The organism is Enterobacter cloacae complex sp. IR5384, from assembly GCF_049237265.1.
GTDB lineage: Bacteria > Pseudomonadota > Gammaproteobacteria > Enterobacterales > Enterobacteriaceae > Enterobacter > Enterobacter cloacae.
This window is the reverse complement of record NZ_JBMKHJ010000002.1, coordinates 270,356-291,748: the sequence shown is the minus strand read 5'-3', so window position 1 is coordinate 291,748 and position 21,393 is coordinate 270,356. Positions and strand designations below refer to the sequence as shown.

Genomic DNA, 21,393 nt, shown 5'->3' with positions numbered 1-21,393 from the left:
AATGTTCTTATTTTTTACGGCCCGTGATGCGGCACCACTCTTCTTTTTCCACCACCGGATCGAGGGTGAAGAGATCGGCGTAGGCTTCGCAAACGCTGTCAGCCTGGCTTGCCAGGATCCCGGACAGCCCCAGCAGACCGCCCTCAACGGGCAGCACGCTGATTAACGGTGCAAGCTCGCGTAATGGGCCCGCCAGGATGTTAGCGACCACCACATCGGCTTTCATGGCCTCTGGCTGCGCGTCCGGGAGATACAGCTCAAGGCGATCGGAAACGCCGTTACGCTCGGCGTTATCACGACTGGCCTGAATAGCCTGCGGATCGATATCGATCCCGATGGCTTTTGCGGCGCCCAGCTTCAGTGCGGCAATGGCGAGGATCCCGGATCCACAGCCGAAGTCGATCACGGTTTTCCCTTCCAGATCCAGACCATCCAGCCACTGCAGACACAGTGAGGTGGTCGGATGGGTGCCGGTACCGAATGCCAGACCCGGGTCGAGCATCACGTTGACCGCGTTTTCATCGGGAACTTCGCGCCAGCTTGGGCAGATCCACAGACGCTTGCCAAACTGCATGGGGTGGAAGTTATCCATCCACTCGCGTTCCCAGTCTTTGTCTTCCAGTTGTTCGATTTTGTGCGCAAAACCCACGCCCAGCAGAGGATGATGTTCCAGAATCGCGACCACTTCTTTCATGTCTGTTTCGGCATCAAACAGGCCAATCACGTCGGTATCGCCCCACAGGCGCGTTTCGCCCGGCAGCGGCTCAAAGACCGGCGTGTCATGCGTGTCCTGGAAGGTGATAGAGACCGAGCCGGCCTCCATCAGCGCATCGCTCAGCTCTTCGGCGTTAGCGCCGGTTGTGTTCAGTTTTAGTTGGATCCACGGCATGGCAAAACTCTTTATTTATCAGTAGACATCATAGCGGGTTGTGGGACGGGTTGACCGAAACGGTTCCCCACCACAAACGCCAGTAAACTTAACAGTAACGAAGGCACAATTGGATGGAAGCCCAGGTACTGGATCTTAAAGGTGGCGAGCACGGCGTACACGACACCGCCAACAATCATGCCGCTTAGCGCGCCCGCAGCATTCGCGCGTTCCCAGTACAGGCCAAGCACCAGCGGCCACAGGAAAACAGCTTCAAGGCCGCCAAACGCAAGCAGGTTCAGCCAGATGATCATCTCCGGTGGACGCCAGGCGGCCAGCAGCAGCAGCGCCCCTAATAACAGCGTGATCACCGCAGACATCCGCTTTAAGCGTCGTTCGTTTTTCAACTGCTCGGGACGCAAATTCAGATAGAGATCTTTGATAATCGTAGCGGAACTTTGCAGCAACTGAGCGTTGATCGTCGACATAATGGCGGCCATCGGTGCGGCTAGGAAAATCCCGGCAGCAAAGGGGGGCAGGACTTTAACCATCAGGGTAGGGATCACCAGGTCGGGCACGGTAAGATCTGGGATCACCGCACGACCTAATGCACCCGCCAGATGCATTCCCAGCATCAGTATCGCCACCACAATGGTCCCGATAATAATGCCGCGATGAACCGCTTTACTGTCCTTATAGGAGATACACCGTACAGCGGTATGCGGCAGTCCAATGACGCCGAAGCAGACCAGCACCCAGAAGGAGGTCATAAAGGTGGGTGAAAGAATGTCATCTGCGCCCTCTGGAGTGACCAGTTTCGGGTCAATCGCTTCAAGGGTTTCAACAGCATGGCTCAGGCCGCCTGCCGCATGGACAATCCCCACCAGCAGCACAATGGTTCCGATGAGCATCACCATGCCCTGCAGGGTGTCGTTCAGTACGCTGGCGCGGAATCCACCAAACGCCGTATAAAGCGCGATACTGATCCCAAAGATAAGCAGGCCAGTCTCATAAGGGATCCCTGCTGCGGTTTCAAGCAGACGTGCACCGCCAATAAACTGCACCGTCATCGCACCCACAAAGGCGACCAGCAGGCTTAAACTTGCCAGCCATACCAGTAAACGGCTGCGGTAGCGGGCAAACAGCATGTCGTTCAGCGTCACGGCATTATAGCGACGCGCCAGAATAGCGAACTTCTTGCCGAGTATACCCAGCGAAAGCCAGATAGCCGGGAGCTGGATCATCGCCAGCAGCACCCAGCCTAACCCATATTTATAGGCTGCCCCGGGACCGCCAATAAATGAGCTGGCGCTGATATAGGTGGCGGTGAGCGTCATCGCTAACACAATGCCGCCCATTGAACGGCTGCCGAGGAAATATTCGTTCAGGAAGGTGCCGGTTGCCCTTTTGCGCATGGCATACACGGACACGCCAAACACGACCAACAAATACGCGATAAGCGGCAGAATGACTTCAAGCTGCATCGTCGTCCTCCAGCGGGATATCGCGATAAATGAATTTCACCATTGCCCAGCACAGCAGGATAAAAATCAGCGGTACCAGCAGACAGGCCATTTCAAACCAGTGAGGCAGGCCGGTGATGCCAATTGCAGAATCAGGTAAGTAAGCGGTTACCAACCATGCGGCAAGATAGAGAAGGGTCAGCCACAGCGCCCAGCGCGCTTCTTTATGGGCCTGAACAAAACGTTTGTCCATTTTTTGTCCCTTGTGGATGAAGAAAGCGGGGATTGTACATGATGGGCCTTGACGATCCCCAGAAATAAAAAAGGCCGGTTAAACCGGCCTTTTAGCATAGATGCTTTCTTACTTCTCGTTGAGACCGAGTTTTTTCTCCAGATAGTGGATGTTCGTCCCACCATTCTGGAAGTGCTCGTCGCTCATGATGCGCATCTGCAGATCAACGTTGGTTTTGATACCGTCGATGATTAGCTCCTGCAGGGCGTTCTTCATGCGGGCAATCGCCACGTCACGGTTTTCGCCGTAGCAGATAAGCTTACCGATCATTGAGTCATAGTACGGCGGTACGGTGTAACCGGCGTAAATATGAGACTCCCAACGCACGCCAAAGCCACCCGGCGCGTGGAAACGCGTGATTTTACCCGGGCTTGGCAGGAAGGTGTTCGGGTCTTCGGCGTTGATACGGCACTCGACCGCATGGCCTTTGACCACTACTTCTTCCTGTTTGATGGAAAGAGGCTGGCCGGCAGCGATACGCAGCTGCTCTTTGATCAGGTCAACGCCGGTGATCATTTCGGTAACCGGGTGTTCAACCTGAATACGGGTGTTCATCTCAATGAAGTAGAACTCACCGTTTTCGAACAGGAATTCGAAGGTACCCGCCCCGCGATAGCCGATGTCGACACACGCTTTGGCACAACGCTCGCCGATGTAGCGACGCAGTTCCGGGGTAATGCCCGGTGCTGGTGCTTCTTCGACCACTTTCTGGTGACGACGCTGCATGGAGCAGTCACGTTCTGCCAGATAGATAGCGTTACCCTGACCGTCAGCCAGCACCTGAATTTCGATGTGGCGTGGGTTTTCCAGGTATTTTTCCATGTACACCATGTCATTGCTGAAAGCTGCTTTCGCTTCCGCTTTGGTCATGGAGATGGATTGTGCCAGTTCAGCGTCGCTGCGCACTACGCGCATACCGCGACCGCCGCCGCCGCCGGACGCCTTGATGATCACCGGGTAGCCAATGCGTTTAGCATGAGCACGGTTTGCATCCATGTCGTCAGTCAGCGGGCCGTCAGAACCTGGAACGGTTGGAACACCGGCTTTTTTCATCGCGGTGATTGCAGACACTTTGTCACCCATCAGGCGGATGGTGTCAGCTTTCGGGCCGATGAAGATAAAGCCAGAGCGTTCAACCTGCTCAGCAAAGTTGGCGTTCTCGGAGAGGAAGCCATAACCCGGGTGAATTGCCACCGCGCCAGTGATTTCAGCGGCGCTGATGATTGCCGGGATGTTCAGATAGCTTTTTACGGACGGAGCCGGGCCGATACAGACCGTCTCATCCGCCAGCAATACGTGTTTTAAATCGCGGTCCGCGCTTGAGTGCACAGCGACAGTCTTGATGCCCAGTTCTTTACAGGCACGAAGAATACGCAGTGCGATCTCGCCGCGGTTGGCGATAACAATTTTATCCAGCATGTTCGCCTCGTTACTCGATGACGACCAGCGGCTCGTCAAATTCTACCGGCTGACCACTTTCGACCAGAATCGCCTTCACAGTACCTGATTTGTCTGCTTCGATCTGGTTCATCATTTTCATGGCTTCAACGATACACAGGGTATCGCCTACGTTGACTTTCTGACCCACTTCGATGAACGCCTTCGCGTCCGGGCTCGGGGTGCGGTAGAAAGTACCAACCATTGGGGAACGTACGATGTGACCACTGATTTCTGCTGCAGCGGCAGGTGCGGCTTCAGTTGCGGCTGGTGCAACGGCTGCAGAGAGCGCAGGCTGCTGCACTGGCGCAGCATAAGCTTGCTGCATTACCGGGAAGCTAGCGGCTGGGGCTGCACGGCTGATACGTACAGACTCTTCGCCTTCAGAAATTTCCAGTTCGGAGATGCCTGATTCTTCAACCAGCTCGATCAGTTTTTTAATCTTACGAATATCCATGAGTGGGTTCCGTACTCTTGTTTAGTGTGATTGTGACAGGCGTTTTACCGCTGTCTGTAAAGCGTATGAATAACCGTCTGCGCCCAGTCCGCAGATAACGCCAGCGGCGATATCCGACAGATACGAATGGTGGCGGAACGGCTCTCGGGCGTGCACGTTGCTGAGGTGGATCTCGATAAACGGGATACTCACCGCCAGCAGTGCGTCGCGGATAGCAACACTGGTGTGCGTAAACGCGGCCGGATTGATCAGGATATAGTCCACAGTGTCTTTAGCCTGATGAATACGGTCGATGAGTGCGTACTCCGCGTTTGACTGAAAATGATCCAAATCCACATTCAGTGACGCTGCTTCCGTGCCCAAACGGTTAACAATTTCACTCAATGTCAGCGTGCCGTACTTCTCTGGCTCACGGGTGCCGAGCATGTTCAGGTTCGGTCCGTTTAAAACTAAGATTCGGAATTTTTCTGCCATTGTGTCGCTATCTCCTGCGAATCTCGGGTAAAAACCAAAATATACCTTTGAAACGCGAAAGTCACCTGATGACTTTCCTAAAATGCATTCAGGAAAACCAAAGTCGCACATTATAACGATTTCGTAGCATTTGGCAGCTAAATACTGGTCTTATCAGGGAAGATTATCAACCGCTATCCGAAAAAGAATGGCGGTTGATAAGTAATCTGCGGGAAAACGCACAGTTTCGCGAACTATCGTAACCACTGGCGGAACTTCTTGTAACGCCATGCTAAAAGCGCCAAAGCCAGCAGCGCGTAGAGGATGGGCTGAGGCGAGAGGATCTTCACGGACCACAGATAATGGATGGGTGCGAGGATCGCGACAAGATAGACGAAGTTGTGCAGCAACTGCCAGCGCTTACCCAGTTTTCGCTGCGCATATTGCGTGGATGTCAGCGCTAATGCCAGTAACACCAGCCAACTGACAATGCCCAGCGTCAGATAAGGACGCGTGACCAGTTCGCGACCCAGCAGTGCCAGGTTGTTAATCCCCAGTTCCAGCAGCGCGTAGCTGGTCAGGTGCAACGTGGCCCAGGCAAAACACCATAGCCCTAAAAGCCGACGTGTGCGTATCAATAATGGCTGTTTAGCGTAGCGCGCCAGCGGCGAAACCAGCAAGGTCGCCAGTAAAAATTTCAGAGCCATCCGACCGGTAAAGTGCTGGATATCTTTGGCCGGATCGGCACTAAAGAGCCCCTGGCTGGCGGCCCAGAACAACCAGATAAAAGGGAGCAACCCGGCTAAATGCAGCAGCACTTTCAGCCAGGTTACCTGTTTTGCCGTTAAACGCACTCAGAAGTTCTCCCGTAAATTGAGGCCACGGTAGAGCGACGCCACTTCATCCGCATAGCCGTTAAAAAGCAGCGTGGGCTGACGCTTCACATCCAGCGCCCCGCCGGAACCGATAAACCGTTCCGTCGCCTGCGACCAGCGTGGGTGATCGACATGCGGGTTCACGTTGGCGAAGAAACCGTATTCGTCCGGCGCGGCGAGATTCCATGTTGTGGGCGGACGCTCGCGGGTGAGCTTAATACTGACGATCGATTTAATGCCCTTGAAGCCATATTTCCACGGTACTGTCAGCCGGATGGGGGCGCCGTTCTGCGGCGGGAGCGCTTTACCGTAAACGCCGACGGTCAGAAGGGTAAGAGGATGCATGGCTTCGTCAAGGCGTAATCCTTCTACATAAGGATATGCAAGCCCACCGCCGATGAACCGGTCCTTCTGGCCTGGCATCTCGTCCGGGGCGTAACGCGTCTGGAATGCGACATATTTCGCATTGCTGGTGGGTTCAACCATTGCCAGCAGCTTATGCAGCGGAAAACCTACCCACGGTACCACCATCGACCAGGCCTCCACGCAGCGCATACGATAGATGCGTTCCTCTAACGGGAAACGGGTGGTGAGATCGTGATGATCCAGCGTTAATGGTTTTGCCACTTCGCCGTCAATTTTCAACGTCCACGGATCGGTTTTCATGCTGCCTGCATTGGCCGCAGGATCGGCTTTATCAAGCCCGAATTCGTAGAAGTTGTTATAACCGGTGACTTTATCTTCTGGCGTGAGCGTCAGTTTGTTTTGCCACTCGGCAGGTTTCGTAAAGGTGAGCGGGGCACCGGAAGGGGCTTTTGGCCGATCGTTGCCTTTAAACCAGTCGAGCAAATCAGCGTGAGCCGCAGGTGTGAGCGTCAACGCGGTGGCACTGATGCCAAGCATTTTCAGGATCTGGCGGCGCTGTAACATAAAGACAGATTCGGACGTTACGTCGGCTTCCGTCAGTTTTCGGGTTTTCATGGCATCCTCCGTCATGCGTTTTTCTAAGCATGACGGAGGAGAAGGATTAGCGCGAATATGTCACGAAAATTTGAAGATTAGGCAATTTTTACCAGCGCGCGGCCATGGAACTGATTATCCATGATCTTACCGGCATATTCCGGCGCCTGGCTGAGGGCGATTTCGGTTGCACTCTGCGTGAAGAAGGACTCAGGCAGGTCGCGTACCAGACGCTCCCAGGCTTCTGCACGACGGGCCGCCGGAGTCATAACGGAATCCACACCCTGCAGGCGCACGTTACGCAGGATAAAGGGCATAACGGTGGTTGGCAGCGCAAAACCGCCCGCCAGACCGCAGGCCGCCACGCAGCCACCGTAGTTCATCTGCGCCAGCACTTTTGCCAGCACGTTATTTCCGACGGTATCCACCGCTCCGGCCCAGAGCTGTTTTTCCAGCGGACGGGTTTCGGCAAATTCGTCGCGGCCAAGAATGCGGCTGGCACCAAGCTGACGCAGGTAGTCATGGGTGCTTTCACGGCCTGAGACCGCGACGACCTGATACCCCAGTTTGTGCAGTAAAGCCACCGCCGTGCTGCCAACGCCACCGCTGGCCCCGGTCACGACTATCTCGCCTGACTCAGGGCGGATACCGGCATCTTCAAGGGCCATGACGCACAGCATGGCGGTAAAGCCTGCGGTGCCGATAATCATCGCTTTGCGGCCATCCAGCCCAGCAGGCATGGGCACCAGCCACTCGCCTTTCACCCGCGCCTGCGTTGCCAGCCCGCCCCAGTGATTTTCGCCGACGCCCCAACCGGTGAGCAGCACCTGCTGGCCGGCATGAAACCGCGGATCTTCGCTGGAATGAACGTGGCCTGCAAAATCAATCCCTGGCACCATCGGGAAATTTCGGATGATTTTACCTTTGCCGGTGATGGCCAGGGCATCCTTGTAATTCAGACTGGACCAGTCGATGTCGACGGTGACGTCGCCTTCGGGCAGACGGCTCTCATCAAGGGCTTGCACCGAGGCAACGGTATTGCCGTCCTGCTGTTCTAAGATCAAAGCCTGCATACAGGATCCTCACTATTCTGATGATTGGAAAATGCGTTCTGAAGACTATACTCGCTCAATGAAACGCTATGCCGATTTAACGCAATAAATTGCCAGATACACCAGGTTTGGTAGTATGGCGCATTTGAAATGCAAGTTAGCGCTTACTCGCTACCCATCAACCCACGGAGTAATCTCAAGGATGCGATTAACGACGAAGTTCTCAGCTTTTATCACGTTGCTGACGGGGTTAACCATTTTTGTCACGCTCCTTGGCTGCTCCCTGAGCTTTTATAACGCCATTCAGGACAAGCTGGTCAACCGGGTTGAGTCTGTTGCGTCAGTTATTGATACGCGTCTGATTACCACTCCGCTACCGGAACTCTCCCGCGAGCTGGATGAATTGATGGTACCGGTTGATATTGTGCAGGTCGACATCACGCAGGGAAAGCATCCGGTATTAAGCCATCAGCGTCAGGGGAGCTATCGGCCTGCGGGCGTCGTGAGCCAGTATCGGGAAGTGAATGTCCATTCCCTTAAAAATCCGGGGATGACGATACGCCTGGTCTACCTCGATCCCATGGCCAGCTATTTCCGCTCGATGATGACCACCGCGCCACTCACCGTTGCCGTCGCCTTTATTGTCCTGCTGATTTTTCTTGCGGTTCGCTGGCTACGCCGTCAGCTCTCCGGTCAGGAGCTGCTGGAAAACCGCTCCGTGCGAATACTCAACGGGGAACGCGGCCCACAGGTGCGGGGGTCGGTCTATGAGTGGCCGTCCAGCACCAGCAGCGCGCTGGACACGCTGCTTTCAGAAATTCAATTCGCCAGCGATCAGCGCAGCCGCATGGATACGCTGATCCGTTCCTATGCCGCGCAGGATAACAAAACCGGTCTGAATAACCGCCTGTTCTTTGATAATCAACTGGCCACGCTGCTGGACGACCCGGAAAAAGTGGGAACGCACGGGGTCGTCATGATGGTTCGTCTGCCGGATTTCGATCTCCTGCGCGATACCTGGGGACGCCGCGTGGCGGAAGAGAACCTCTTTACGCTCATCAACTTGCTGTCGACTTTTATTATGCGCTATCCCGGCGCGCTGCTGGCGCGCTATCACCGCAGTGACTTTGCGGTGTTGTTACCCCATCGTACACTTAAGGAATCGGAGAGCATCGCCAGCCAGTTGCTGAAGGCGGTGGATGCGCTGCCGCAGAGCAAAATGCTCGACCGGGATGATATGGTGCATATGGGGATCTGCGCCTGGCGCGGCGGGCAGTCAACTGAACAGGTGATGGAGCATGCGGAAGCGGCAACCCGTAACGCGGTGCTGCAAGGGGCGAACGGTTGGGCGGTATATGACGATTCCCTGCCTGAGAAAGGGCGTGGCAATGTGCGCTGGCGTACCCTGATTGAACAAATGTTGAGCCGCGGTGGCCCCCGCCTTTATCAAAAACCAGCGGTGATGAAAAACGGCCATGTTCACCACCGTGAATTAATGTGTCGCATTTTCGATGGCACGGAAGAGGTTATTTCGGCGGAATATCTGCCGATGGTCCTGCAATTTGGACTCTCCGAAGAGTATGACCGTCAGCAAATTAGCCGACTGATTCCGTTTTTATCTTTTTGGCCTGAAGAAAGTCTGGCATTACAGGTGACCGTCGAGTCGTTAATTCGCCCGCGTTTTCAACGCTGGCTGCGCGATACATTAATGCAATGCGAAAAATCGCAACGCAAACACATTATTTTTGAACTTGCAGAGGCGGATGTTGGTCAACACATCAGCCGGTTACGTCCGGTGGTACGTTTGATCAATGCGCTGGGTGCGCGTGTGGCGGTGACACAGGCGGGCCTGACGCTGGTCAGTACCAGCTGGATCAAGGAGCTGGATGTGGAATTATTAAAGCTACATCCGGGGCTGGTCAGGAATATTGAGAAGCGCACGGAAAACCAGCTGCTGGTGCAGAGTCTGGTGGAAGCGTGCAAGGGAACGCGAACACAAGTATTTGCCACGGGCGTGCGCTCCAGAGGCGAATGGCAGATGTTGACAGAGCGTGGTGTGATGGGCGGTCAGGGGGATTTTTTTGCCGCCTCTCAGCCGCTTGACACCAATGTGAAAAAATATTTGCAAAGATACTCTGTTTGACCTGCCGTTTACGCTGTTTTCACGTAGAATATCGCGCCTGTAGCTTTGAGTATGACGAGCAAAAAGCCAGTGAACGACCTTTAGCGGGTTACAAATGAAAGTGAGGAACGCTACTGTGTACTCAGCCCTGAGGGAGTCAGGGGATGAATTTGTAACAGAAGGAAACGTACTGCACAAATTTTCACCGCAGCAGGTGATTTTTGCGCCTTGTCGCTGCTGCGTGTGGTTGGTAAAGTAAGCGGATTTTGTTTTCCGCCCCAGCTTTCAGGATTATCCCTTAGTATGTTGAAAAAATTTCGTGGCATGTTTTCCAATGACCTGTCCATTGACCTGGGTACCGCGAATACCCTTATTTATGTAAAAGGACAAGGCATCGTATTGAATGAGCCTTCTGTTGTGGCCATTCGTCAGGATCGTGCCGGCTCGCCGAAAAGCGTAGCCGCAGTGGGTCATGACGCGAAGCAGATGCTGGGTCGTACCCCAGGTAACATCGCCGCGATCCGCCCAATGAAAGACGGCGTTATCGCTGACTTCTTCGTGACTGAAAAAATGCTTCAGCACTTCATCAAGCAGGTTCACAGCAACAGCTTCATGCGTCCAAGCCCACGTGTGCTGGTTTGTGTGCCGGTCGGTGCGACCCAGGTAGAACGTCGCGCAATTCGCGAATCTGCTCAGGGTGCAGGCGCGCGTGAAGTGTTCCTGATTGAAGAGCCAATGGCTGCGGCTATCGGTGCAGGCCTGCCTGTTTCTGAAGCTACCGGTTCGATGGTGGTTGATATCGGTGGTGGTACTACTGAAGTGGCCGTTATTTCCCTGAACGGCGTGGTTTACTCCTCTTCCGTGCGTATCGGTGGTGACCGTTTCGATGAAGCGATCATTAACTACGTGCGCCGTAACTACGGCTCCCTGATCGGTGAAGCGACCGCTGAGCGCATCAAGCACGAGATCGGTTCTGCTTATCCGGGTGATGAAGTTCGCGAAATCGAAGTGCGCGGCCGTAACCTGGCGGAAGGTGTGCCACGCGGCTTTACCCTGAACTCCAACGAAATTCTGGAAGCGCTGCAAGAGCCGCTGACCGGTATCGTGAGCGCGGTGATGGTTGCGCTGGAACAGTGCCCACCTGAACTGGCGTCCGATATCTCTGAGCGCGGTATGGTTCTGACCGGTGGTGGTGCGCTGCTGCGTAACCTCGACCGCCTGTTAATGGAAGAGACAGGTATTCCTGTCGTAGTTGCAGAAGATCCACTGACTTGCGTCGCCCGTGGTGGTGGCAAGGCGCTGGAAATGATCGACATGCACGGCGGCGACTTGTTCAGCGAAGAGTAGTCATGGTGAAAGGGTAGCGAATCGCTACCCTTTCTCTCTGACACGAGAATACGCATAGCCTATGAAGCCAATTTTTAGCCGTGGCCCCTCGCTACAGTTTCGCCTGATCCTGGCGGTTCTGGTTGCGCTTGGTGTCATTATTGCCGATAGCCGCCTCGGTACGTTCAGCCAGATCAGAACGTACATGGATACCGCCGTCAGTCCTTTCTACTTTATATCCAATGGTCCCCGTGAACTGCTCGACTCCGTTTCTCAAACGCTGTCCTCACGTGACCAACTCGAACTTGAAAACCGGGCATTGCGCCAGGAACTGCTGTTGAAAAACAGCGAACTGCTGATGTTAGGGCAATACAAGCAGGAAAATGCGCGTCTGCGTGAGCTGCTTGGATCGCCGCTGCGTCAGGATGAGCAGAAGATGGTGACGCAGGTGATCTCCACCGTAAACGATCCTTACAGCGATCAGGTGGTGATCGACAAAGGTAGCGTGAATGGTGTGTATGAAGGTCAGCCTGTTATCAGTGATAAAGGTGTGGTGGGCCAGGTGGTCGCCGTCGCCAAACTGACCAGCCGTGTACTGCTGATCTGCGATGCCACCCATGCGCTGCCTATTCAGGTACTGCGTAACGATATTCGCGTCATTGCGGCGGGTAACGGCTGCACGGACGATCTGCAGCTGGAGCACCTGCCAGCCAACACGGATATCCGTGTGGGCGACGTGCTGGTCACCTCCGGTCTGGGTGGACGTTTCCCTGAAGGGTATCCGGTTGCGGTTGTCTCTTCTGTGAAGCTTGATACGCAGCGTGCCTACACCGTGATTCAGGCGCGTCCAACGGCGGGTTTACAGCGTCTTCGCTACCTGCTGCTGCTGTGGGGAGCCGATCGTAACGGTGCCAACCCAATGACGCCTGAAGAGGTGCATCGCGTTGCCAATGAGCGCCTGATGCAGATGATGCCGCAGGTTCTTCCTGCTCCGGATGCGATGGGGCCACCTGCGCCAGTACCCGCGCCGGCCACCGGGATAACGGATGCGCCGCCACCGCCTAAACTCTCATCCGGAGGGCAGTAGTGGCCAGTTATCGTAGCCAGGGACGCTGGGTTATCTGGCTCTCGTTTCTCATCGCGCTGTTGCTGCAGATAATGCCCTGGCCGGACGACATCCTTGTTTACCGGCCAAACTGGGTATTGCTCATTTTGCTCTACTGGATCCTCGCCCTGCCGCACCGCGTAAATGTTGGCACAGGCTTTGTAATGGGTGCCATACTGGATCTCATTAGTGGCTCAACGCTGGGTGTTCGCGCGTTATCCATGAGCATCATTGCATATCTCGTTGCACTCAAATTCCAGCTCTTTCGTAACCTCGCGCTCTGGCAACAGGCGCTGGTCGTGATGTTGTTGTCGCTTGCCGCGGATATCGTTGTTTTCTGGGCAGAGTTTTTAGTGATCAACGTCTCTTTCCGACCCGAAGTATTCTGGAGTAGTGTAGTCAACGGTGTGCTCTGGCCATGGCTGTTCCTGCTGATGCGTAAGGTTCGCCAGCAGTTTGCTGTGCAGTAAAAGGTTTCTATGACGTCTATCTATCTTGCCTCCGGTTCTCCACGTCGTCAGGAGTTGCTCACGCAGTTGGGCATCGCTTTTGAACGTATCGTTACCGGCATCGAAGAAAAACGTGCTGAGGGCGAAAGTGCTCAGCAGTATGTTTCTCGCCTGGCGCGTGAGAAAGCGCAGGCTGGCGTTGCGTGCGTGCCACGCGACCTGCCGGTGCTGGGGGCGGATACCATCGTTATCCTTAACGGTGAAGTGCTTGAGAAACCGCGAGACGCTGAGCATGCAGCACATATGCTGCACAAAATGTCCGGGCAAACGCATCAGGTGATGACCGCGGTGGCGCTGGCGGACAGCAAGCACGTGCTGGATTGTCTGGTGGTGACGGACGTGACCTTCAGAGTACTGACCAACGACGAGATCGCCGCGTATATTGCCAGCGGTGAACCGATGGATAAAGCAGGTGCATACGGTATTCAAGGGCTGGGTGGCTGTTTTGTCAGGAAGATAAATGGCAGCTATCACGCCGTAGTCGGCTTACCGCTGGTGGAAACGTATGAGTTGCTGAGCAATTTTAACTCACTGCGTGAGGGAAGGGATAATTATGACGGCTGAATTGTTGGTAAACGTAACGCCATCGGAAACCCGTGTGGCCTACATTGATGGTGGCATTCTTCAGGAAATTCATATTGAGCGTGAAGCGCGACGCGGAATAGTAGGCAATATCTACAAAGGTCGTGTCAGCCGCGTACTGCCGGGTATGCAGGCGGCTTTTGTAGATATTGGACTGGATAAGGCGGCATTTTTACATGCCTCCGACATCATGCCGCATACCGAGTGTGTCGCAGGCGAAGAGCAAAAGCAGTTTGCCGTACGCGACATTTCAGAGCTGGTGCGTCAGGGGCAGGATCTGATGGTGCAGGTGGTGAAAGACCCCCTTGGCACCAAAGGCGCCCGTCTGACAACCGACATCACGTTACCTTCCCGTTATTTGGTCTTTATGCCCGGCGCGTCGCACGTGGGGGTTTCCCAGCGTATTGAAAGTGAAAGCGAGCGCGAGCGCCTTAAGAAAGTGGTCAGCGCCTACTGCGACGAACAGGGCGGGTTTATCATCCGTACCGCCGCCGAAGGGGTTAGCGAAGAGGATCTGGCATCCGATGCGGCTTACCTGAAGCGCGTCTGGACCAAGGTGATGGAGCGTAAGAAACGCAACCAGACCCGCTATCAGCTGTACGGTGAGCTGGCGCTTGCCCAGCGCGTGCTGCGTGATTTTGCTGATGCTCAGCTCGACCGAATCCGCGTGGACTCGCGCCTCACCTACGAAGCGCTGCTCGAATTTACCGCTGAGTACATCCCGGAAATGCCTGGCCTGCTGGAACATTACACCGGGCGTCAGCCAATCTTCGATCTCTATGATGTCGAAAATGAGATCCAGCGTGCGCTGGAGCGCAAGGTTGAACTGAAGTCCGGCGGTTATCTGATCATCGATCAGACCGAAGCAATGACCACCGTGGATATTAACACCGGTGCGTTTGTCGGTCATCGCAACCTGGATGACACTATCTTCAATACCAACATTGAAGCGACACAGGCCATTGCGCGCCAGCTTCGTCTGCGCAACCTGGGTGGCATTATCATCATCGACTTTATCGATATGAACAATGAAGACCATCGCCGTCGTGTGCTGCACTCGCTTGAGCAGGCGCTGAGTAAAGATCGCGTGAAAACCAGCATTAACGGCTTCTCACAGCTGGGGCTGGTGGAAATGACGCGTAAACGGACCCGTGAAAGTGTGGAACATGTGCTGTGTAACGAGTGTCCAACCTGCCACGGACGCGGCACCGTAAAGACGGTGGAGACCGTCTGCTATGAGATCATGCGTGAAATTGTCCGCGTTCATCATGCCTACGACTCCGATCGTTTTCTGGTCTATGCTTCCCCTGCGGTGGCTGAAGCGCTGAAAGGTGAAGAGTCGCACGCGCTGGCGGAAGTGGAAATCTTTGTCGGCAAACAGGTAAAAGTACAAATTGAGCCGCTCTATAACCAGGAGCAATTTGACGTCGTCATGATGTAAGACGCAGTTCGCTGCGTGAAAAAGCTGACAAGGAGAGATGCGTGAGGCGATTGCCGGGGATTTTACTGCTTACAGGGGCAACGCTTGTCGTGATTGTCGCGCTGCTCGTGAGTGGGCTGCGCCTCGTTTTACCGCATCTGGACAGCTGGCGTCCGCAGGTGCTGGCGAAGATCGAATCCGCCACCGGTGTGCCGGTTGACGTAAGCCAGGTCAGCGCCAGTTGGCAAAACTTTGGCCCGACGCTGGATGCCCGGGACATCAGTGCCAGCCTGAAAGATGGCGGCTATCTGAAAATCAAACGCGTGACCCTGGCACTGGATGTCTGGCAAAGCCTGCTGCACATGCGCTGGCAGTTCCGCGATCTCACCTTTTATCAGCTTCAGTTTTTGACCAACACGCCGCTCTCCGGCGGGGATAACACGCAGAGCCTTGAAGCCAACCGCCTGAGCGATCTCTTCCTGCGTCAGTTCGATCATTTCGATCTGCGCGACAGCGAAGTGAGCTTTATTACCCTTTCCGGCCAGCGCGCCGAACTGAAGATCCCGCAACTGACCTGGCTTAACGGCAAAGAGCGTCACCGTGCCGAGGGGCAGGTGAACCTCTCCAGCCTGAACGGCCAGCATGGGGTCATGCAGGTCCGTATGGATCTGCGTGATGACGACGGCTTGCTCAACAACGGCAAGGTGTGGCTGCAGGCTGACGACGTGGATGTGAAGCCGTGGCTCGGCGACTGGCTGCAGCAAAATATGCAGCTGGAAACGGCCCGTTTTAGCCTGGAAGGCTGGATGACCCTGACGAAAGGCGTGTTCGCCAGCGGCGATATCTGGCTGAAGCAGGGCGGTGCAAGCTGGCAAGGCGAAAGCAAGCAGCATCAACTCTCTGTAGATAACCTCACCGCACATGTGACGAAAGAGAAAGCGGGCTGGCAGTTTGCCATCCCGGATACGCGCATCACCATGGACGGCAAACCCTGGCCGCGCGGCGCGCTGACGCTGGCATGGATGCCTGAGCAGGATGTCGGCGGCACGAATAATAAGCGTAGCGATGAGCTGCGTATCCGCGCCACGCATCTCGATTTGGCGGCCATTGAAGGGCTGCGCTCCATGGCAGCGAAGCTCTCTCCGGATTTGGGTGACGTTTGGCTGGCAACGCAGCCAAGTGGGGAAATTGACGCCCTCGCGCTGGATATCCCGCTGCAGGCAACCGAGAAAACCCGCTTCCAGGCGACGTGGAAAGATCTGGCCTGGAAACAGTGGAAACTGCTGCCGGGGGCTGAGAACTTCAGTGGCAAGCTGGAGGGCAGCGTTGAGAACGGCAGGCTGACCATTGAGATGCATGACGCCAAAATGCCTTATGAAACGGTCTTCAGGGCACCGCTGGAAATTGAAAAAGGCAACGCGGTGCTTAACTGGCTGCGCAATGATAAAGGCTTCCAGCTTGATGGCCGCCATATCGATGTGAAAGCCAAAGCGGTTCATGCCCGCGGGGATTTCCGCTATTTAAAGCCTGAAGGTGAAGAGCCGTGGCTGGGTATTCTGGCGGGGATCAGCACCAGCGACGGTTCTCAGGCCTGGCGTTACTTCCCGGAAAACCTGATGGGTAAAGCGCTCGTGGACTACCTGAGCGGGGCGATCCAGGGCGGTCAGGCGGATAACGCCACCCTGGCCTATGGCGGTAATCCGCATCTTTTCCCATACAAACATAACGAAGGTCAGTTCCAGGTGCTGGTGCCGTTGCACAACGCTACCTTTGCGTTCCAGCCGGGCTGGCCTGCACTGAAAAACCTCGATATCGAGCTTAATTTTCTCAATGACGGGTTGTGGATGAAGTCAGACAGCGTCGCGCTGGGCGGCGTGACGGCCACCAACCTGACGGCAAATATCCCCGATTACTCAAAAGAGAAACTGCTGATTGATGCCGATATCAACGGGCCGGGCAAGGCGGTCGGTCCCTATTTTGAAGAGACGCCGCTGAAAGCCTCGCTGGCTGCCACACTTGAGCAACTCCAGCTTGATGGCGATATGAATGCTCGCTTACATCTGGATATCCCGCTGGACGGCGAAATGACCACCGCCAAAGGTGATGTCCGCCTGAACAACAACAGCCTGTATATCAAACCGCTGGAAAGTACGCTGAAGAACCTCAGCGGGCAGTTCAGCTTTGTGAACGGCAACCTGAAGAGTGAGCCGCTCACAGCCAACTGGTTCAATCAGCCCGTCAACATCGACTTCTCGACCACCGAGGGGGAGAAGGCCTACCAGGTGGCTGTCAATCTGGACGGTAACTGGCAACCCTCGCGGATGGATGTACTGCCGAAACCCATTCAGGAGTCGGTTGATGGTGCAGCCGCCTGGAAGGGGAAGGTGGATATTGAACTGCCCTACCACGCCGGTACGAAGTATAAGGTCGATCTTACTGGCGATCTGAAAAATCTCAGCAGCCAGCTGCCTGCACCGCTGGATAAACAGGCCGGACAGGCGCTGCCCGTGAAGCTTAACGTCGTGGGCAACCTGAACAGCTTCGAACTGACCGGCAGCGCGGGTGGCACGAATCATTTCAACAGCCGCTGGCTGCTCAACCGTAAGCTGACGCTGGACAAAGCCATCTGGACGACGGACAGCCGAACCACGCCTCCGCTCCCGGATCACCAGGGCATTGAGCTGAATCTCCCGCCGATGGATGGCGCGCAGTGGCTGGCGCTGTTCCAGAAAGGCGTCGGGCAAAACGTGGATGAGGCGGCGCAGTTCCCGCAAACCGTCACCGTGCGCACACCGTCGCTCACGCTGGGTGGGCAACAGTGGAACAACCTGAGTATCGTCTCTCAGCCCACGGCTAACGGCTCGAAAGTAGAGGCTCAGGGCAGGGAGATCAACGCCACCCTGACCATGCGCGATAACGCCCCGTGGCAGGCGGCAATCCGCTATCTCTACTACAACCCGGCAACGGCGGGCGGGAAAGATCAATCGACTCCGGCATCGCCGTTGAGTAACACTTCCCGCGTGGACTTCAGCGGCTGGCCGGATCTGCAACTGCGCTGTGCTGAGTGCTGGCTGTGGGGACAAAAATATGGCCGCATTGACGGTGACTTCGCGATTCAGGGCAACACGCTGAGCCTCACGGGTGGGCTGGTCGATACCGGCTTTGGTCGTCTGACGGCCGCGGGCGAGTGGGTGAATAACCCAGGCGAACAGCGCACCTCGCTGAAAGGCGACATTAAGGGTAACAAACTGGATGCAGCAGCCAATTTCTTTGGTATCAGCACGCCGCTGCGCGGCTCGTCATTTGACGTCGATTACGATCTTCACTGGCGTGACGCGCCGTGGAAGCCGGATGAGGCCTCGCTTAACGGCATACTGAAAACCCGCTTCGGAAAAGGTGAAATTGCCGATGTGAGCACGGGACGCGCCGGGCAGATCCTGCGTCTTCTGAGCTTTGATGCGCTGCTGCGTAAGCTGCGTTTTGATTTCAGCGATACCTTCAGTGAAGGGTTCTACTACGATTCCATCCGCAGTACGGCATGGATCAAGGACGGCGTTATGCATACGGACGACACGCTGGTGGACGGCCTGGAAGCAGATATCGCCATGAAGGGCTCGGTTAACCTTGTACGTCGCGAGCTTGATATGGAAGCCGTGGTGGCGCCAGAAATCTCCGCGAGCGTGGGGGTGGCAGCCGCCTTTGTGGTGAACCCGATTGTTGGTGCTGCGGTGTTTGCCGCCAGTAAAGTGCTGGGGCCGCTGTGGAGCAAAGTCTCTATTCTGCGCTACCGCATCACCGGTCCGGTGGATAAACCGCAGATTAATGAAGTGCTGCGCCAGCCGCGCAAAGATGCACAGCAATGATTTGACGTGGGCAGGTAATTGCCTCACTCTCAATAAATACGATCTTTATACCGCCACAGGCGGCAACGAACGAGTAGCAATACGATGAGTCTGAACCTGGTAAGTGAACATTTGCTCGCAGCGAACGGCCTGAGCCATCAGGACCTGTTCTCCATTCTTGGTCAACTGACCGAACGCCGTCTCGACTACGGCGATCTCTATTTCCAGTCGAGCTATCACGAATCCTGGGTTTTAGAAGACAGCATCATCAAAGATGGTTCTTACAACATTGACCAGGGCGTTGGCGTGCGCGCCATCAGCGGCGAGAAAACCGGTTTTGCCTATGCGGACCAGATAAGCCTGGCTGCGCTGGAGCAGAGCGCGCAGGCGGCGCGTACCATTGTGCGTGACGCTGGCGATGGCCGTGTTAAAACGCTGGGTGAGGTGCAGCATTCTGCGCTCTACACCAGTATCGACCCGCTGCAGAGCATGAGCCGTGAAGAGAAGCTGGATATCCTGCGCCGCGTGGACAAAGTGGCGCGTGCTGCTGATAAACGCGTACAGGAAGTGTCTGCCAGCCTGAGCGGTGTCTATGAACTGATTCTGGTCGCGGCGACGGACGGCACCCTGGCGGCGGATGTCCGTCCGCTGGTGCGTCTCTCCATCAGCGTGCAGGTGGAAGAGGACGGCAAGCGCGAGCGTGGCTCAAGCGGCGGCGGTGGTCGTTTTGGTTATGACTGGTTCCTGGGTGACGTCGACGGTGAAGCCCGTGCCGACGCGTGGGCAAAAGAAGCCGTGCGTATGGCGATGGTCAATCTTTCTGCCGTGGCGGCACCTGCGGGGACATTCCCGGTGGTACTGGGCGCTGGCTGGCCGGGCGTGCTGCTGCATGAAGCCGTGGGGCATGGTCTGGAAGGGGACTTTAACCGCCGCGGCACCTCCGTATTTAGCGGTCAGATAGGGCAGCTTGTCTCCTCTGAACTGTGCACGGTGGTGGATGACGGTACCATGGTTGATCGCCGTGGCTCTATCTCCATCGATGATGAAGGTACGCCGGGTCAGTACAACGTGCTGATCGAAAACGGTGTGCTGAAAGGCTATATGCAGGACAAACTGAACGCGCGCCTGATGGGCGTGGCGCCAACGGGTAACGGCCGTCGTGAATCTTATGCACATCTGCCGATGCCGCGTATGACCAACACCTACATGCTGCCAGGCCAGTCCACACCGCAGGAGATCATTGAGTCTGTTGATTACGGGATCTTCGCGCCAAACTTTGGCGGTGGTCAGGTGGATATCACCTCCGGTAAATTCGTCTTCTCTACGTCAGAAGCGTATCTGATCGAAAAAGGCAAAGTGACCAAAGCGGTGAAAGGCGCGACGCTGATTGGTTCCGGTATCGAAGCCATGCAGCAGATCTCCATGGTCGGTAACGATCTCAAGCTGGACAACGGCGTGGGCGTCTGCGGTAAAGAGGGCCAGAGCCTGCCAGTGGGCGTGGGCCAGCCGACACTGAAGGTCGATAACCTCACGGTGGGCGGCACGGCGTAATTTTCTCCCCTCACCCTAACCCTCTCCCCAACGGGGAGGGGGGAAATACCTACTCTTTCCTTCTTCCCCGCATGCCCTGAAACAGTTCCGCAACCTCCACAAAATACTCGGTCAGATAGTTAATGCACACCTGCACCTTAAGCGGCAGTTTGTCTTTTTCGGTATACAGGGCATACACCGGACGCGGATCGGACTGGTAGCGAGGGAACAGGATCTCCAGCACTCCGCTGTTGATCTCATTGATCACCCACATTAACGGGACGTAAGCGATCCCGGCGCCCGCCACCAGCCAGCGCGAGATGGTCATCGGGTCGTTGGTGACAAACCGTCCTTCCGGCAGCAGTCGGGTAGAAATGCCTTCCGGGGCAATCAGTTCAAATTCATTATCGGGGCGGACGCTGTACTCCAGCCAGGAGTGGTTGGCGAGATCGGCTGGTTTCTCCGGCACGCCGTACTGCGCCAGATAGCTCTTCGAGGCACAGACCACCATCGGCATACTCCCGAGTCGACGGGAGAAGAGGCTGGAGTCCTGCAGCGCGCCAACGCGGATCACCACATCCAGCCCGTCTGCGATCAGGTCCGGGGCGGGAATACCGGTAACCAGATTCACGGTTAATCCCGGATATTCTTTCAGCATCTCTGCGGTCATGGCGGCGAGAACATTTTGTGCCATAGTTGAAGAACAGCCAATCCGCAGTGTCCCGATGGGCGTGTTGTTAAAGGCATAGAGCTGCTCGTGAACATCCTGCACTTCATGCATCATGCGGCGACAGCCCTGATAGTAAATTTTACCCGCCTCCGTCAGACCAATACTGCGGGTGCTGCGGTTGAGCAGCTTCACCTGCAGTTCATCTTCCAGTTTTGACACCGTCTGACTGATGGAGGAGACGCTCATCTGCAACTGCCGGGCAGCAGCAGTAAATGAGCCAAGTTCAACCACTTTGGCGAAGACCGACATGCGTTTTAAACGTTCCATTGTTCACTCTGGCTTAAAAGTGATTTAGATCACATATTATAGATAACAGCATAACAGTTACGTTAATATATTATTAATTACATAACGGCTGCGCCATTCTCGC

The 21,393-nt window shown here is 55.5% G+C and carries 18 protein-coding genes; 8 read left to right on the top strand and 10 right to left on the bottom strand.

Going from position 1 to position 21,393, the window contains the following annotated elements; translation table 11 throughout:
* Window positions 1-7 precede the first annotated feature (7 nt).
* The 9 genes from prmA to ACOTX3_RS03475 form a co-directional block, all read right to left on the bottom strand.
* Window positions 8-889 (bottom strand): 50S ribosomal protein L11 methyltransferase, encoded by an 882-nt coding sequence (gene prmA / locus ACOTX3_RS03515; RefSeq protein WP_058679451.1) that lies wholly within the window; start codon window positions 887-889, stop codon window positions 8-10.
* 11 nt (window positions 890-900) lie between these two features.
* Window positions 901-2,352, bottom strand: coding sequence for a sodium/pantothenate symporter (gene panF, locus ACOTX3_RS03510; protein WP_020687390.1), 1,452 nt, complete (start codon window positions 2,350-2,352; stop codon window positions 901-903).
* On the bottom strand, window positions 2,342-2,584 hold the full coding sequence (locus tag ACOTX3_RS03505; RefSeq protein ID WP_013098993.1) for a YhdT family protein: 243 nt from the start codon (window positions 2,582-2,584) through the stop codon (window positions 2,342-2,344). The genes panF and ACOTX3_RS03505 overlap by 11 nt, the downstream gene beginning before the upstream one ends.
* A gap of 108 nt (window positions 2,585-2,692) precedes the next feature.
* On the bottom strand, window positions 2,693-4,042 hold the full coding sequence (accC, locus tag ACOTX3_RS03500; protein ID WP_003860388.1) for an acetyl-CoA carboxylase biotin carboxylase subunit: 1,350 nt from the start codon (window positions 4,040-4,042) through the stop codon (window positions 2,693-2,695).
* 10 nt (window positions 4,043-4,052) lie between these two features.
* Entirely contained in the window at window positions 4,053-4,517 is a 465-nt protein-coding gene (gene accB / locus ACOTX3_RS03495) for an acetyl-CoA carboxylase biotin carboxyl carrier protein (protein ID WP_013098992.1), read from the bottom strand.
* A gap of 21 nt (window positions 4,518-4,538) precedes the next feature.
* Window positions 4,539-4,991, bottom strand: coding sequence for a type II 3-dehydroquinate dehydratase (aroQ, locus tag ACOTX3_RS03490; RefSeq protein ID WP_013098991.1), 453 nt, complete (start codon window positions 4,989-4,991; stop codon window positions 4,539-4,541).
* Window positions 4,992-5,224: 233 nt separating this feature from the next.
* Window positions 5,225-5,824, bottom strand: a complete 600-nt coding sequence (gene msrQ, locus ACOTX3_RS03485; protein WP_013098990.1) for a protein-methionine-sulfoxide reductase heme-binding subunit MsrQ — start codon at window positions 5,822-5,824, stop codon at window positions 5,225-5,227.
* On the bottom strand, window positions 5,825-6,826 hold the full coding sequence (gene msrP, locus ACOTX3_RS03480) for a protein-methionine-sulfoxide reductase catalytic subunit MsrP (protein ID WP_040021899.1): 1,002 nt from the start codon (window positions 6,824-6,826) through the stop codon (window positions 5,825-5,827). It lies immediately after the preceding gene.
* 77 nt (window positions 6,827-6,903) lie between these two features.
* A complete protein-coding gene (locus ACOTX3_RS03475; protein WP_023620881.1) occupies window positions 6,904-7,878 on the bottom strand; it encodes an MDR family oxidoreductase in 975 nt (324 codons plus the stop codon).
* A 181-nt stretch (window positions 7,879-8,059) separates the two neighbouring features.
* Here ACOTX3_RS03475 and csrD point away from each other — a divergent pair, with 181 nt between their 5' ends.
* The 8 genes from csrD to tldD all read left to right on the top strand — a co-directional run bounded on the left by csrD (window position 8,060) and on the right by tldD (window position 20,314).
* On the top strand, window positions 8,060-10,000 hold the full coding sequence (csrD, locus tag ACOTX3_RS03470) for an RNase E specificity factor CsrD (protein WP_013098987.1): 1,941 nt from the start codon (window positions 8,060-8,062) through the stop codon (window positions 9,998-10,000).
* A 282-nt stretch (window positions 10,001-10,282) separates the two neighbouring features.
* On the top strand, window positions 10,283-11,326 hold the full coding sequence (gene mreB / locus ACOTX3_RS03465) for a rod shape-determining protein MreB (protein ID WP_000913396.1): 1,044 nt from the start codon (window positions 10,283-10,285) through the stop codon (window positions 11,324-11,326).
* 61 nt (window positions 11,327-11,387) lie between these two features.
* Window positions 11,388-12,392: a rod shape-determining protein MreC gene (gene mreC, locus ACOTX3_RS03460; RefSeq protein ID WP_013098986.1), complete on the top strand. Its 1,005-nt coding sequence runs from the start codon at window positions 11,388-11,390 to the stop codon at window positions 12,390-12,392.
* Window positions 12,392-12,880: a rod shape-determining protein MreD gene (gene mreD, locus ACOTX3_RS03455; protein ID WP_013098985.1), complete on the top strand. Its 489-nt coding sequence runs from the start codon at window positions 12,392-12,394 to the stop codon at window positions 12,878-12,880. The genes mreC and mreD overlap by 1 nt, the downstream gene beginning before the upstream one ends.
* 9 nt (window positions 12,881-12,889) lie before the next feature.
* Complete coding sequence (locus ACOTX3_RS03450; RefSeq protein WP_038420713.1) at window positions 12,890-13,483, top strand: Maf family protein; 594 nt, start codon at window positions 12,890-12,892, stop codon at window positions 13,481-13,483.
* Window positions 13,473-14,942, top strand: coding sequence for a ribonuclease G (gene rng, locus ACOTX3_RS03445; protein ID WP_014833490.1), 1,470 nt, complete (start codon window positions 13,473-13,475; stop codon window positions 14,940-14,942). The genes ACOTX3_RS03450 and rng overlap by 11 nt, the downstream gene beginning before the upstream one ends.
* Window positions 14,943-14,983: 41 nt before the next feature.
* A complete protein-coding gene (yhdP, locus tag ACOTX3_RS03440) occupies window positions 14,984-18,784 on the top strand; it encodes an AsmA2 domain-containing protein YhdP (protein WP_127869225.1) in 3,801 nt (1,266 codons plus the stop codon).
* Window positions 18,785-18,868: 84 nt separating this feature from the next.
* Window positions 18,869-20,314, top strand: a complete 1,446-nt coding sequence (gene tldD, locus ACOTX3_RS03435) for a metalloprotease TldD (protein ID WP_020687383.1) — start codon at window positions 18,869-18,871, stop codon at window positions 20,312-20,314.
* Window positions 20,315-20,363: 49 nt separating this feature from the next.
* Here the strand turns inward: tldD and aaeR are convergent, their stop codons facing one another.
* Complete coding sequence (gene aaeR, locus ACOTX3_RS03430; protein WP_013098979.1) at window positions 20,364-21,290, bottom strand: HTH-type transcriptional activator AaeR; 927 nt, start codon at window positions 21,288-21,290, stop codon at window positions 20,364-20,366.
* Between the last annotated feature and the right edge of the window lie 103 nt (window positions 21,291-21,393).